Source organism: Vreelandella neptunia (assembly GCF_000712975.1).
GTDB lineage: Bacteria > Pseudomonadota > Gammaproteobacteria > Pseudomonadales > Halomonadaceae > Vreelandella > Vreelandella qaidamensis.
On record NZ_JHQL01000001.1, the window covers coordinates 237,751 to 251,525 of the forward strand.

The following is a 13,775-nucleotide window of genomic DNA, read 5'->3' on the forward strand; positions in this document are numbered from 1 at the left end:
TTTATAATACGAGAGATTTTTCGGGGTGGTTCAACTTTGCTTGAGCCGGACTGGTAACAATCTGAGCAGAAAATAAGAATTTCACTGAGCAGAAAATAAGCATTCGAACCCCTTACCTTCGTATATCCGATCCATCAACTGGGCGAGACTATGATCGAAGTCAAAAAAGGCCTGGATCTCCCCATCACGGGAGCGCCCGAGCAGCGTATTGAAGATGCGCGGCCTGTGCGCCACGTGGCAATCCTGGGCACCGACTACGTTGGCATGAAACCAACGATGGAAGTTCAGGAAGGGGATAAGGTCAAACTAGGCCAATTGCTCTTCACCGATAAGAAAATTGATGGTGTACGCTTTACAGCGCCCGCCAGCGGTGAAGTAGTTGCTATTAACCGTGGCGAAAAGAGACGTTTGCTTTCTGTTGTTATTAAAGTCGATGAAAATGAAGAAGCGATGACATTTGCTTCCCATGATCGTGGCGCTTTAGAGCAGCTTGAACGTCAAACTGTTGTTGATCAACTGGTAGAGTCAGGTCTTTGGACTGCTTTGCGCACCCGGCCTTTTTCTCGCACGCCAGCCATCGACAGCACACCTACTGATATTTTTGTCACTGCCGTGGATACCCATCCGCTCAGTGCTGACCCTGCGGTAGTGATCAACGAAAACTCCCAAGCATTTGAAGACGGCCTCAAGGTGCTAACCCGCCTGACCGAGGGCAACGTTTTTCTGTGCACGGGTGCCAATGCGTCCCTTCCTGGTGGTGATGTTAGCGGCGTAAAAGCTGAAAGCTTTGCTGGCCCGCATCCTGCTGGTCTGGTGGGCACGCATATTCACTACCTTTCACCGGTAGCCCTGCATAAAAAAGTGTGGCACATCGGTTATCAAGATGTGATTGCCTTCGGCAAGCTGTTTATCGAAGGTAAGCTCGATATGAGCCGTATTATTGCCGTGGGTGGCCCACGTGCTGAAAAGCCTCGTTTATTACGCACCCGTATAGGTGCTAGTACTGAGGAACTCTTAGCAGGTGAGATCATCAAACCTGAAGACACCCGCGTAATTTCAGGCTCTGTATTCTCTGGTGCTTCAGCAGAAGGGAATCTGACCTATCTGGGGCGTTTCCATAATCAAATTAGCTTGCTCGAAGAGGGCAACAAGCGCGCCTTTATGGGGTGGTTGTCTACAGGTGCTAATCGCCACTCTGTTATGGGCATCTATATCTCCAAGATTAAAGGCCTGAGTAACTACGCGCCGACAACGTCTACCAATGGTTCTGAACGTGCCATGGTACCGGTGGGTAATTACGAACGCGTCATGCCGTTGGACGTAATGCCAACACAGTTACTGCGTTCGCTGATTGTGGGCGACATTGAGGTTGCCATGCAGCTTGGGTGTCTTGAGCTGGACGAAGAGGATCTGGCACTGTGTACCTATGTTTGCCCCGGTAAATATGAGTACGGCCCTATCCTGCGTGACAATCTCACCATGATCGAGAAAGAGGCCTGATGATGGGTATTCGACAAACACTCGATAATCTCGAGCCGCACTTCCATAAAGGTGGTAAATACGAAAAGTTCTACCCGCTCTACGAAGCGGTAGATACTATTTTTTATTCGCCGCCTAGCGTCGCTAAAACCACTTCTCACGTGCGTGATGGTATTGACCTGAAGCGCATCATGATTACAGTGTGGATGTGTACTTTTCCTGCCATGTTCTTTGGTATGTGGAACGCGGGCTGGCAGGCAAATACCGCAATTGATGCAGGCTATGCATCCATGAGCGGTTGGCGCGAAGCGATTATGATGACCCTAGCGGGTGGGCATGATCCAAGCAGTCTGTGGGCCAACTTTGTACTGGGTGCGACTTACTTCTTACCTATTTACCTCGTTACGTTCGTGGTAGGTGGTTTTTGGGAAGTGATGTTCGCCATCAAGCGCGGTCATGAAGTTAACGAAGGCTTCTTCGTAACGTCTGTGCTTTTTGCTCTGATTCTACCGGCAACTATTCCGCTATGGCAGGTTGCCTTAGGTATCACCTTCGGCGTCGTCATAGGTAAAGAGATCTTTGGTGGTACAGGTAAAAACTTCCTGAACCCTGCTTTAACTGGTCGAGCATTTCTATACTTTGCCTATCCGGCGCAAATTTCCGGTGACGCAGTATGGGTAGCAGCCGATGGCTATACTGGTGCAACAGCACTTTCCATGGCTTTCCAGGACGGTATGACTGCGTTGACCAACACTTACAGCTGGTGGGATGCCTTCTTAGGCTTCATTCCTGGCTCAGTAGGTGAAGTATCAACGCTGGCAATCCTTATCGGTGCCGCAGTACTGCTTTGGACTAAGATCGCTAACTGGCGAATTATGCTGGGCGTTTTCTTGGGCATGGTTATTACCAGTACGCTGTTCAACTTAATTGGTTCTGACAGCAATCCCATGTTCGCAATGCCTTGGTATTGGCACCTAGTGATTGGCGGTTTCGCTTTCGGCATGGTGTTTATGGCAACGGACCCAGTGTCTGCGGCTATGACTAACCAAGGTCGCTTAGTGTTTGGTGCGCTAATTGGTGTGATGACCGTGCTGATTCGCGTAGTAAACCCGGCCTTCCCTGAAGGGATCATGTTAGCCATTTTGTTTGCCAACTTGTTTGCGCCGCTGATTGACCACATGTTCGTCCAGGCCAATATTAAACGCCGTCTCAAGCGGACTGGCGTACCGGCCGAGGAGACAGCCTAATGGCACAAGGTAACAACTCCATCAAGAAGATCCTGATCGTAGCGTTTTCGCTGTGTATCGTGTGCTCGGTGATCGTGTCGACGGCTGCTGTGGCGCTACGTCCTGCACAGCAGTTAAATCAGGAGCTGGACCGTAAAACCAACATTCTTAACGTGGCACGCCTTTATGAGCCTGGTATGGATGTTGAAGAAGCGTTCCGCACCCAGATCACTGCGCGTGTGGTAGAGCTTGATTCTGGTGAGTATACCGATCAGTTCGACCCAGATACCTTTGATGGCTTCGAAGCGTCTCGCGATCCGGCAACGGGTCGTACACTGTCTGGCGACCGTGATATCGCAGGTTTGTCTCGTGTTGAGAACTTTGCGACTGTCTACCTTGTCGGCGATGAAGAGAATCCAGACCAAATTGTTCTGCCTATCCGTGGGCAAGGACTTTGGGGACGCATGATGGGCTTCTTGGCTGTAGAAGGTGACGGTAATACCATTGTCAGTATCACCTACTATGACCACAGCGAAACACCGGGCCTTGGCGCTGAGGTGAATAATCCGCGCTGGCAAGCTCAGTGGGAAGGTAAGAAGATTTACGATGAAGAGGGCGACCTCTCACCGGAAATCCACCTGACCAAAGGCGGTGCAAGCAATGAGTACGAAGTTGATGCGCTATCTGGTGCAACGCTGACTAGTAACGGCGTGACTAACATGCTGCAGTTCTGGTTCAGCGAAGAAGGTTTCGGTCCTTATTTGGCGAAGTTCCGTAGTGGAACTGAGCCAGAAGACGCCGAAGATACCGACACCAACTTCGACGACGTTGAGGGGGCCTGATCATGGCGGATGCAAATGCAAAAAGCGTCTTAACGGCGCCGATCTTTAAGAATAATCCCATTGCGCTCCAGATTTTAGGGATTTGTTCTGCACTAGCGGTGACTACCAGCATGAGCGTCTCGCTGGTAATGGCGCTAGCGGTAATTTTTGTTACGGCCTTTTCGAACCTATTCGTATCGTTGATTCGGAACCATATTCCGTCTTCGATCCGTATCATTGTTCAAATGACCATCATTGCGTCACTAGTTATCGTGGTTGACCAGATCCTCAAAGCTTACGCTTATGAAATGTCTAAGCAGCTGTCGGTATTCGTGGGTCTGATCATCACCAACTGTATCGTAATGGGCCGTGCAGAAGGCTTTGCTATGTCCAATACCCCGGGCATGTCGTTCCTTGATGGTATTGGAAATGGCCTGGGTTACGGTTTCGTTTTAATGGTCGTTGGCTTCTTCCGTGAATTGCTAGGTGCTGGCAGCATCTTTGGTTTCACCGTCCTGCCTACCATTCAAAATGGTGGTTGGTATGTGCCTAACGGTATGATGCTGCTACCGCCTTCTGCCTTCTTTATTATCGGTTTGCTGATCTGGGTACTGCGTTCAGTCAATCCTGAGCAGGTAGAAGAGAACGAGTTCAAAATGAAGCACAACACCAAGCCGAAGGAGGCCGTGTAACATGGAACACTATCTAAGCCTTTTTGTTGCTTCGGTTTTTGTTGAGAACTTGGCACTGGCTTTCTTCTTAGGAATGTGTACGTTCCTGGCGGTTTCCAAGAAAGTTTCGGCTGCCTTTGGCCTTGGAATTGCTGTTATTGTCGTACTGACTATTTCAGTACCGGTCAATAACCTAGTGTTCAACTTGCTGCTGGCTGAAGGCGCATTGTCTTGGACCGGCGTAAGCGGTGCTGAAAATATCGATCTTTCATTCCTGGGGCTTCTGAGCTACATCGGCGTTATTGCCGCACTGGTTCAGATTCTGGAAATGTTCCTCGATAAATACGTTCCTGCGCTCTACAACGCACTGGGCGTCTTCCTACCGCTGATTACCGTTAACTGCGCCATCCTAGGTGGTGTTCTGTTCATGGTTGAGCGTAACTACAACTTTGGCGAATCCGTAATCTATGGTTTCGGTTCTGGTGTTGGCTGGGCGCTTGCTATTACAGCGCTGGCTGGTATCCGTGAGAAGCTGAAGTATAGCGACGTGCCTGGCGGTCTTCAGGGTCTTGGCATCACGTTTATTACCGTTGGCTTAATGTCGTTGGGCTTTATGTCCTTCTCAGGCATTCAGCTTTAATCGGAGCCGGTTTTCTCGGCAGCCCAGGCTGCCGAGGTACAGAAAACCTTCAGCAATAGGAAACCGACATGGTTGATACATCTGTCATCTTGCTCGGTGTTGTCATGTTCACGATCATCGTTATTAGTTTGACGGCGATCATTCTGGCAGCGCGCAGCAAGCTAGTGAGTAGCGGGGACGTGACGATTGAAGTCAACGGCGACCCCGAGCATACCCTGCAGACCCAGGCTGGTGGTAAGCTTCTTAACACCTTAGCTGCAAACGGAATCTTTCTTTCTTCTGCCTGTGGCGGTGGCGGCTCTTGTGCTCAGTGTAAGTGCCGAGTAGAAGAGGGCGGCGGCTCTATTTTGCCGACCGAAGAATCCCATTTCACTATGCGTGAGAAGAAAGAAGGCTGGCGTCTATCTTGTCAGGTTCCTGTTAAACAGGACATGAAAGTAGAAGTGCCTGAAGAAGTGTTTGGTGTGAAGAAGTGGGAAACTGAAGTAACTGCCAACCCCAATGTGGCTACCTTCATTAAAGAGCTGAACCTTAAGCTACCTGAAGGTGAAGAAGTTGCTTTCCGCGCCGGTGGTTATGTTCAGCTGGTAGCGCCGCCCTACGATATTAAATTCGCCGATTTTGACATCGAAGAAGAGTATCGTGGCGATTGGGAAAAATTTGATATGTTCAAAATTTCCCATAAGAACGACGAGGAAGTAATCCGCGCCTACTCAATGGCTAACTACCCGGATGAAAAAGGCCTCCTCAAGTTCAACATTCGTATCGCGACACCGCCTCCGGGTACTAACCACCCGCCGGGTCTTATGTCTACCTACGTCTTCAATCTGAAGCCGGGTGACAAAGTGACCGTTATGGGTCCGTTTGGTGAGTTCTTCGCCAGAGACACTGATGCAGAAATGGTCTTCATCGGTGGTGGTGCAGGCATGGCGCCGATGCGTAGCCATATCTTTGACCAGCTCAAGCGCTTGAAGTCGTCGCGTAAGATCTCCTTCTGGTACGGTGCGCGTTCTTGGCGTGAAACCTTCTACAATGAAGAGTACGATCAGCTGGCTGAAGAGTTCCCGAACTTTGAGTGGCATCTGGCACTGTCAGACCCGCAGCCAGAGGATAACTGGGAAGGGCCGACCGGCTTCATCCACAATGTACTGTATGAAAACTACCTGAAGGATCATCCTGCTCCTGAAGATTGTGAGTACTACATGTGTGGGCCGCCGATGATGAACGCGTCTGTTATTAAGCTACTGTTGGATATGGGCGTAGAGCCGGAAAACATTCTGTTAGATGACTTCGGCGGTTAATACAGTATTGCAGTAAACTGCCTTCAGGCATAAGCGGGGCTGACCTTTTGGTCAGCCCCGTTTTTGTGAGCACTGGAAAAACGCTTTGCCGTCTGATCATTTTGGAGTGGCTGAGGTACAATAGATATTAAAATTCTACGGCACTTAACGACATGATCGTTGTCGGCAGGTGAACAGTTAATGCAATGCTGGGAGGTACGCATGACAATCTGGCTACTGGTATTTGGTTTTATGGCACTGGTAATGACAGCCATGGCTGTTGGGGTATTAATGGGTCGAAAGCCTATCGCTGGCTCCTGTGGCGGTTTAAATCAGCTGGGCTTAAAAGAAGGCTGTGACATCTGTGGTGGTAAAGATGAGGTTTGCGAAGAAGAAAACCGTAAGCGTGGAAGTGTGCGCCGCCGTAGCGATGAAAGTCGTGGAGCTGACCTAGGTTATGACGCAACACGTCGTTAATCTGGCAACTTGCTTTTCAGACGCCCACTTGCTGTGGGTGTTTACGTAAATGCTCTTAAAGCGCTTTTACCGTAAGGAATAAGGAGATCCAAGTCGTATGGCAGTTCACAATTACGATGTCGTGGTGATAGGTACTGGTCCCGCTGGGGAAAGCGCTGCCATAAACGCCGCTAAGCATGGCAAGCGAGTGGCGATTATTGAAAAGCAGGCCCAGGTGGGTGGCAACTGTACGCACTGGGGTACTATCCCTTCAAAAGCGCTGCGCCATCAGGTCAAACAGATCATGGCGTTCAATACCAACCGCATGTTCCGCGATATCGGTGAACCCCGCTGGTTTTCTTTCCCCAAAGTGATGGAACGTTCGCGTGGCACCATCGATAAACAAGTTGAAATGCGCACGACATTTTACGCGCGCAACCGTATTGATCTGTTTCATGGTATGGCTCGTTTTAAAGATGACCATACCGTGGTGGTGCGAGATCGACAGGAAGGTGTGGAGGAGCTGATTGCTAAAAAAATTGTTATTTCTACCGGCTCTCGGCCTTATCGTCCGGCGGATATTAACTTTCGTCATCCGCGTATTTACTGCTCTGATACGATTCTCAGTCTTTCCCATACACCGCGGACACTGGTGATCTTTGGGGCAGGTGTAATCGGTTGTGAGTACGCCTCTATCTTTTCGGGCCTAGGCGTTAAGGTTGATTTAATCAACAACCGCGATAGCCTCCTTTCATTTTTGGATGATGAAATCAGTGATGCGCTTTCCTATCATCTGCGCAAACACGGTGTCTTGATTCGTCATAACGAAGACTATAAAAGTGTCGAAGGCGACGAAGCTGGTGTAACCGTAAACCTGAAGTCGGGCAAGAAAATCCGCGCCGATGCGTTTCTCTGGGCGAATGGCCGTACCGGTAATACGGATAGTCTTGGGCTTGAGAATATCGGCTTAGAGGCAAACGGCCGAGGCCAGCTTAGCGTTGATGAGCACTACCGCACCACGATTCCGCATATTTACGCTGCAGGCGATGTGATTGGTTGGCCGAGTCTCGCCAGTGCTGCCTACGACCAGGGGTTAAACTCCTGTAACGAGCTACTGGAAAAAGAGTATCGTTTCGTTAGCGATGTGCCCACCGGGATTTACACCATTCCCGAAATCAGCTCTTTTGGCCCCAACGAGCGTGAGCTAACCGAAGCCAAAGTGCCCTACGAAGTGGGTAAAGCCTTCTTTAAAGATACTGCTCGTGCGCAAATTACCGGCGATACAGTGGGAATGCTGAAAATTTTGTTCCATCAAGATACGCTGGAGATTTTGGGTATCCATTGCTTTGGTGACCAGGCGTCGGAAATTCTACACATTGGGCAGGCAATTATGCAGCAGGAAGGTGAGGCGAATACTGTGAAGTACTTCATTAACACCACCTTCAATTATCCTACAATGGCAGAAGCATATCGGGTAGCAGCACAAAATGGCTTAAACCGAATGTTTTAAAATGTTCGAAGTAGGGGGTATTCCCCCCTATGTTCACCATCTATTTACCAATTATCCAGCAATTGCTGAGCGCGGGGCTGCCAGTCTCCGTCTAAAGCGGCAGCGCGAATAAGTGCTTCGCGGGCAGTGTCCGTTTGCCCTTGTTGTAGCTTTAAAATTGCAAAATTAAGCCATGCAGCCCCCATGGAGGGTTCAAGCTGTGTGGCTGATGCGAAGGCTTCCATTGCTGCTTTAGGTTGTTGATCGGCGTATAGCGCATTACCGAGCGCAAATTGACCCAGCGGTTGGGCAGGGAAGCGTTCTACAAAGGCTTGCCAACTGGAAAGCGTTGCTACAGGCCCATGCTGCTCCTCATAAGCGCTAATGGCTTCCAGTGCATTGCGGGCGGTAACGCCTTCGGGCAGGCTGTCAGGTTCGCTAACCACAAAACCCCAGCGTTCACTGCGTGCCCAAGTAGCATCAAAGCGGCTAAACGACATTGTATGCCGTTCGATTTCACCACTGCGTAAGATCAGTGTTTCATTAGGCAAATCAAAACCGATGGCCACCGCGTAGTGCCACATTGGGAAGGCTGGTAATGATAAGTTTTGCATTACTACTACTGGGTCGCCTGTTTCCAGGTGGCCAAGCAGCGCGTCCATAGTGGGGCGAATTGGAATTGCCAGCTGCTGATAACGGCGTACGGTGGCTAGCATTTCAGGTTGAACGCTACCATCTCGGCCAGGCAAAAACACCTGTGGGATTAACTGCTCAAGCCCTACACTTACCCCCTGGTGATTAAGCACCATGGCCAGTGTTGCTGGGCCACATTGATACTCCGTTTGGGCGTAAAACGGTACTTCGGTGAGCTCAGTTTGCGGTGTAAGGCTAGCTTTAGTGCTTTCTAGTAGCACTGGGCTGCGGGCGCAGCCGCTAAGCAGAGTGGGCAGCAGTAAAGCCAGCAGTAAAACGCCCGCAAAGCGGGCGTTTAAAAGGTGTTTTATCATGGAAGACAAATCAGCGAGTGAATGGATAAACATCGGTTAGGCCGAGAATGTCAGTCACTAGTAGGATCACAAATACTGCAAACAGAGCGCCAATCACGCCGGCGCCGGCGGGCAGCTGTTCAAGCTGTTCGGCCATTTGCTGCGCTTCGGCGTCGCTCAGCGCAGCAACGCGAGCTTCAACGTCATCTAAATTAACACCTTGCTTTAGCAGCTGTTCTTGCACGTCTGCACGGGAAAGAATGTCATTGATGCGCTCGCGATCAGCACCAGCACGATCACCTGCTAAAACAGATTGCGTAGAGACTAAGTTAGTAGAGGCTAAGTTTGTGGAAGCAGTGTCCATACCCTGTGGGGCTGTAGGAGCAGCAGCAACAGGTAGGCTGGTAATGACTAACGCAGCGATCAGTAAACTTGAGAGGTAAGCACGCACTTTTTTCATTGTCTTCATCCTTAGACGTATCGGGGAGCAAGTTAATTTATAACTTGAATCAATAGTATAGAAATAAACCGCACTGGATTTAAGGCAAAAACTAAAAGTACTAATTATTTGCACTAATGCGGTAGGTCCATGGGGTTTCAGCTAAAAGCCCCTTGCCACCAGCCATAGTCATGGCTAGGTCGTGAAGTCCAGGCCATAACGGCACCGCTGAAGCGCCCTTCACAGCAAGGTCTAAACGTTGGGCCATTAACAGAAGTTTGTGTAAACGTTTCATTGATAGGCGGCTGATCGCTTTTTGATAAGCGGGGCGGCGTTTATCAAAAATCATCGGCTTCTGGGTTTTGCACGCGTGCTCAAAGCTTTGCCCTTGATCCAAATGCTGGTGTAACGATAACAGGGTACGTAGCTCACGACTGAGTGCCCAAAGCACAATGGGGGCTTCAACCCCTTCACTGCGCAGCCCATTGACGATGCGCGAGGTGCGGCTTGGCTCACCTTTTAAACAGGCATCCGCCAGATTGAACACATCGAAGCGAGTGCTGTCTTCCACGCCCTGGGCAATGCTTTCGACATTAAGACGAGTGTGAGGCGGATGAATAAGCGCAAGTTTTTGCAGCTCTTGATCAGCGGCCAACAGATTACCTTCGGTACGTTCACCCAATAAACGAGCCGCTTCTAAGTCAATTTGCAAACCATGTAGCGATGCACGATCCCGGAGCCAATAGCCTAAACGTGAGGCATCAACGGGCCATACAGGTACAAATAACCCTTGTTTGTCGAGCGCTTTAAACCAAGCGCTTTTTTGCTGCTTAGCGTCTAACTTGCCCATGCTGATCAGCAGTAAATCGTCACTACCACCCATCATCTCAGCATACTGAGCCAGTGCTTTACTGCCATCTTGGCCCAGTTTGTGTGTTCCTAACCGCAGTTCAAGGAGCTTATTAGAGGCGAATAAGGAGAGATTGCTGGCGGTTTCCAGCAGCCGGCCCCAGGAAAAATTAGCCTCTACATCAAGCACTTCCCGTTCTTCGACTCCCGCTTGCCGCGCGGTTAAGCGCACGGCATCGCAGGCATCTCGATGTTGCAATGGTTCATCACCGGCAACAATCACGACCTTGGGCAATTTTTTTGCTAAGGCCGCGGGAAGCTGATCCGAAAATACCTTCACTGAATGGCCTCAAGGTTTGCCAATCTTTCGATAATGCGCTCAGCCAGTTGCCGCGTTAGCGTTTGTTCCGCTTCTTGAAAGAGGGTTTCGCGATTGAGCAGATCATCATCACTGACTCGAATGCGAGTACTGGTAGTTACTGTTGCATTGTTAAGTACGTAAGCATTGTTTTCTCGCTGCTGTACAGAGAGAGACGTGCTTAACGTTAGCTCGTGTTCTTGGCTGGCACGCCCTTCACTGCCAATACGGCGTTGGCGAAGTGCTGGCGAGCCTAGCGTGACTCGCCAGGGCGCACCGTCAGAAACCTCGGTGCTTTGCTGTAACAATCTGATGCGTAGCTGTTGGGCCAAGGCACTTGTGTTATCGCCCTCTAATGACAGTGCAGGCAAACGCGGCATTGACTCTAAACCGCGCAGGCGAAAACCACAGCCACTGAGTAGCACCGCCGCTGAGGCGGCGATGCTGGTAGCGAGGAAACGACGGCGTGTAACGTGTTGGGATGGCTTCATCCACTCACCACAATGTTAACCAGCTTACCGGGTACAACGATGACTTTACGAACCGTTTTACCTTCCAGATGGCGCTGGACGTTTTCGTTCTCCATCGCAAGCGTCTCGATGGCAGCTTTGTCGGCGCTAGCCGGAGCTTCTAGGCGCGCGCGAAGTTTACCGTTTACTTGCACGACTAGTTCGATACTGTCGCGGGTGAGCGCGGCTTCATCCACCTTTGGCCACTGGGCTTCAATAGCGGGCTGGTCATAACCCAACTGTTGCCACAGTGTATGGCACAGGTGTGGTGTAATGGGCGCTAGCAGCAGCACGCATGCTTCAAGCGCTTCGCGACTGACCGCTAGGCCGAGTTCGGACGTATCGTCGAACTTAGCCACTGCATTCGAGAGTTCCATTACCGCAGCAATGGCGGTATTGAAGGTGGTGCGGCGGCCAATGTCATCACTGGCTTTCTTGATAGTCTCGTGGGTTTTACGGCGCAGCGCTTTTTGGTCGTCGTTCAACGCATCAACGGTCAATTCGCCCGGTGTACCCGCAGCAAGGTGTTCGGTAACCTGACGCCAAATCCGTTTCAAGAAGCGGTGCGCACCTTCAACGCCGGAGTCTGACCACTCCAACGACTGCTCAGGCGGTGCGGCAAACATCATAAATAGGCGTACGGTGTCGGCACCAAACTTGTCGATCATCGACTGTGGATCAACACCGTTGTTTTTCGATTTAGACATCTTCTCGATGCCGCCCATTTCCACCGGCTGGCCGTCGCTCATTAAGAGGGCACTTAATGGGCGACCTTTCTCATCACGTTTCACTTCTACATCGGCAGGGTTAAACCACTCTTTGCCACCGTTATCTTTAAAGCGGTAGAAGGTTTCTGCAATGACCATGCCTTGGGTGAGCAGCTGCTGGAACGGCTCATCGGAATCCACCATCCCGAAATCGCGCAGCAGTTTGTGGAAGAAGCGGGCATAAAGCAGGTGCAGAATCGCGTGTTCGATACCGCCAATATAGAGATCAACGGGCAGCCAGTAATTGGCGCGTTCATCCAGCATCGCTTCGTGATTATCCGCACAGCAGAAGCGGGCGAAGTACCAGGAGGATTCCATGAAAGTGTCGAAGGTATCGGTTTCGCGCACCCAGCCATCGCCCAGCTCGGAAAACTCTGGCATTTTCTTTAGCGGTGAACCAGAAGCGTCTACGGTCACTTCCATAGGTAATGCTACCGGTAGCTCGTCATCAGAGAGCGGTACGGTTTGGCCTTCCGGGCCGTATTTCACGGGAATCGGCGCGCCCCAGTAACGCTGACGAGCAATACCCCAGTCACGCAGGCGGTAGTTAGTTTTCACCTCACCACGGCCAAGCTCCGCAAGCTTCGCGGCAATTGCATCAAACGCTGCCTGGAATTCTAGGCCATCGAACTCGCTTGAGTTAATCAGCGTGCCGTACTCAACGTAAGCACCTTCGGAAATGTCCGGCTGGTTGCCTTGGGTATCGGCCACCACAGGCTTCAGCTCTACGCCGTACTTGGTCGCAAATTCCCAATCGCGTTGGTCGTGGGCAGGCACTGCCATGACCGCGCCGGTACCAAACTCCATTAACACGAAGTTGGCCACAAATACCGGCACTTCTTCACCAGTTAGCGGATGAATCGCTTTGTGCCCAGTGAGCATGCCCAGCTTTTCTTTGGTGGCCATTTCGGCTTCTGAGGTGCCACCTTTGGCACACTCGTCACAAAACGCCGCCAGCTCGCTGTTTTGCGCAGCAGCCTGCTTGGCCAGCGGGTGGCCAGCGGCAACCGCTACATAAGTAACACCCATCAGCGTATCTGGGCGGGTGGTGTAGACCGCCAGCGGCTCGCAAGCACTGCCATCTTCCGCTTGAATATCAAAGGTCATCTCAACGCCACGGGATTTACCAATCCAGTTGCGCTGCATGGTTTTAACTTGCTCAGGCCACTCGACGTTTTCCAAATCTGCTAACAGCTCATCGGCGTAGTCGGTAATCTTCAAGAACCACAGCGGGATCTCTTTACGCTCAACCGGTGCGCCAGAACGCCAGCCACAGCCGTCAATAACTTGCTCGTTGGCCAGTACAGTTTGGTCAACCGGGTCCCAGTTCACGGTGGACATCTTTTTGTAGACCAGGCCTTTCTCTACCAGCTTGGTGAAGAACCACTGCTCCCAGCGGTAATAGCTGGTATCACAGGTGGCAAATTCGCGGCTCCAGTCGTAGGCAAAGCCAAGCGCCTTCAACTGGTTACGCATGTAATCAATGTTTTGATAGGTCCACTTGGCGGGCGGCACCTGATTTTGAATAGCGGCATTTTCCGCAGGCATGCCAAACGCATCCCAACCCATGGGCTGCATGACATTTTTACCCTGCATACGCTGGAAGCGGGATACAACGTCGCCGATAGTGTAATTACGCACGTGACCCATGTGCAGCTTGCCGCTGGGGTAGGGGAACATGGATAGGCAGTAGAACTTTTCGCGATTGGCGTCTTCTACTGCTTTAAAGCACTGGTGTTTGTCCCAGTAATGCTGAGCGTCACGTTCGATCTCTCGGGGGCTGTAATGTGCGTCCATCGGTGTTT

At 51.0% G+C, this 13,775-nt stretch carries 13 protein-coding genes; 8 read left to right on the forward strand and 5 right to left on the reverse strand.

The genetic code is table 11. From position 1 onward, the window contains the following. Window positions 1-150: 150 nt before the first annotated feature. The 8 genes from CR46_RS0101060 (at window position 151) to sthA (ending at window position 8,083) form a co-directional block, all read left to right on the forward strand. Window positions 151-1,500, forward strand: coding sequence for a Na(+)-translocating NADH-quinone reductase subunit A (locus tag CR46_RS0101060; RefSeq protein WP_030069280.1), 1,350 nt, complete (start codon window positions 151-153; stop codon window positions 1,498-1,500). Further along, on the forward strand, window positions 1,500-2,726 hold the full coding sequence (locus CR46_RS0101065) for an NADH:ubiquinone reductase (Na(+)-transporting) subunit B (protein WP_030069284.1): 1,227 nt from the start codon (window positions 1,500-1,502) through the stop codon (window positions 2,724-2,726). Before CR46_RS0101060 ends, CR46_RS0101065 begins: the two co-directional genes overlap by 1 nt. Further along, a complete protein-coding gene (locus CR46_RS0101070) occupies window positions 2,726-3,547 on the forward strand; it encodes a Na(+)-translocating NADH-quinone reductase subunit C (RefSeq protein WP_030069286.1) in 822 nt (273 codons plus the stop codon). Before CR46_RS0101065 ends, CR46_RS0101070 begins: the two co-directional genes overlap by 1 nt. A 2-nt stretch (window positions 3,548-3,549) precedes the next feature. Next, entirely contained in the window at window positions 3,550-4,218 is a 669-nt protein-coding gene (locus CR46_RS0101075) for an NADH:ubiquinone reductase (Na(+)-transporting) subunit D (protein ID WP_030069287.1), read from the forward strand. Between the two features lies 1 nt (window position 4,219). Then, entirely contained in the window at window positions 4,220-4,837 is a 618-nt protein-coding gene (gene nqrE, locus CR46_RS0101080; RefSeq protein ID WP_030069289.1) for an NADH:ubiquinone reductase (Na(+)-transporting) subunit E, read from the forward strand. A gap of 68 nt (window positions 4,838-4,905) precedes the next feature. Next, the gene (gene nqrF, locus CR46_RS0101085) at window positions 4,906-6,138 is read left to right on the forward strand and encodes an NADH:ubiquinone reductase (Na(+)-transporting) subunit F (protein WP_030069291.1); all 1,233 of its coding nucleotides are present in this window, start codon (window positions 4,906-4,908) and stop codon (window positions 6,136-6,138) included. A gap of 201 nt (window positions 6,139-6,339) precedes the next feature. Then, on the forward strand, window positions 6,340-6,594 hold the full coding sequence (gene nqrM / locus CR46_RS0101090; RefSeq protein WP_009723507.1) for a (Na+)-NQR maturation NqrM: 255 nt from the start codon (window positions 6,340-6,342) through the stop codon (window positions 6,592-6,594). Between the two features lie 97 nt (window positions 6,595-6,691). Beyond that, window positions 6,692-8,083, forward strand: a complete 1,392-nt coding sequence (gene sthA, locus CR46_RS0101095; RefSeq protein WP_030069294.1) for a Si-specific NAD(P)(+) transhydrogenase — start codon at window positions 6,692-6,694, stop codon at window positions 8,081-8,083. Between the two features lie 44 nt (window positions 8,084-8,127). On the opposite strand, the gene CR46_RS0101100 is transcribed toward sthA, so the two are convergent. From CR46_RS0101100 to leuS, 5 genes are all read right to left on the reverse strand, one after another. Then, window positions 8,128-9,069 carry a PA2778 family cysteine peptidase gene (locus CR46_RS0101100; RefSeq protein WP_030069296.1) on the reverse strand — a complete coding sequence of 314 codons (942 nt, stop codon included), beginning with the start codon at window positions 9,067-9,069 and terminating at the stop codon, window positions 8,128-8,130. Window positions 9,070-9,079: 10 nt separating this feature from the next. Continuing rightward, window positions 9,080-9,508: a PA2779 family protein gene (locus tag CR46_RS0101105; protein ID WP_030069298.1), complete on the reverse strand. Its 429-nt coding sequence runs from the start codon at window positions 9,506-9,508 to the stop codon at window positions 9,080-9,082. A gap of 100 nt (window positions 9,509-9,608) precedes the next feature. Then, window positions 9,609-10,676, reverse strand: a complete 1,068-nt coding sequence (gene holA / locus CR46_RS0101110; RefSeq protein ID WP_030069300.1) for a DNA polymerase III subunit delta — start codon at window positions 10,674-10,676, stop codon at window positions 9,609-9,611. Further along, complete coding sequence (locus CR46_RS0101115; RefSeq protein ID WP_030069302.1) at window positions 10,673-11,185, reverse strand: LPS-assembly lipoprotein LptE; 513 nt, start codon at window positions 11,183-11,185, stop codon at window positions 10,673-10,675. The genes holA and CR46_RS0101115 overlap by 4 nt, the downstream gene beginning before the upstream one ends. After that, window positions 11,182-13,767, reverse strand: a complete 2,586-nt coding sequence (gene leuS / locus CR46_RS0101120) for a leucine--tRNA ligase (protein WP_030069304.1) — start codon at window positions 13,765-13,767, stop codon at window positions 11,182-11,184. The genes CR46_RS0101115 and leuS overlap by 4 nt, the downstream gene beginning before the upstream one ends. Window positions 13,768-13,775 lie beyond the last annotated feature (8 nt).

Coding starts and splice junctions, on each gene's coding strand:
- CR46_RS0101105 (WP_030069298.1), bottom strand. CDS start 9,508: ATGAAAAAAGTGCGTGCTTACCTCTCAAGTTTACTGATCGCTGCGTTA.
- nqrE (WP_030069289.1), top strand. CDS start 4,220: ATGGAACACTATCTAAGCCTTTTTGTTGCTTCGGTTTTTGTTGAGAAC.
- CR46_RS0101115 (WP_030069302.1), bottom strand. CDS start 11,185: ATGAAGCCATCCCAACACGTTACACGCCGTCGTTTCCTCGCTACCAGC.
- CR46_RS0101075 (WP_030069287.1), top strand. CDS start 3,550: ATGGCGGATGCAAATGCAAAAAGCGTCTTAACGGCGCCGATCTTTAAG.
- nqrF (WP_030069291.1), top strand. CDS start 4,906: ATGGTTGATACATCTGTCATCTTGCTCGGTGTTGTCATGTTCACGATC.
- leuS (WP_030069304.1), bottom strand. CDS start 13,767: ATGGACGCACATTACAGCCCCCGAGAGATCGAACGTGACGCTCAGCAT.
- nqrM (WP_009723507.1), top strand. CDS start 6,340: ATGACAATCTGGCTACTGGTATTTGGTTTTATGGCACTGGTAATGACA.
- CR46_RS0101060 (WP_030069280.1), top strand. CDS start 151: ATGATCGAAGTCAAAAAAGGCCTGGATCTCCCCATCACGGGAGCGCCC.
- CR46_RS0101070 (WP_030069286.1), top strand. CDS start 2,726: ATGGCACAAGGTAACAACTCCATCAAGAAGATCCTGATCGTAGCGTTT.
- sthA (WP_030069294.1), top strand. CDS start 6,692: ATGGCAGTTCACAATTACGATGTCGTGGTGATAGGTACTGGTCCCGCT.
- CR46_RS0101100 (WP_030069296.1), bottom strand. CDS start 9,069: ATGATAAAACACCTTTTAAACGCCCGCTTTGCGGGCGTTTTACTGCTG.
- CR46_RS0101065 (WP_030069284.1), top strand. CDS start 1,500: ATGATGGGTATTCGACAAACACTCGATAATCTCGAGCCGCACTTCCAT.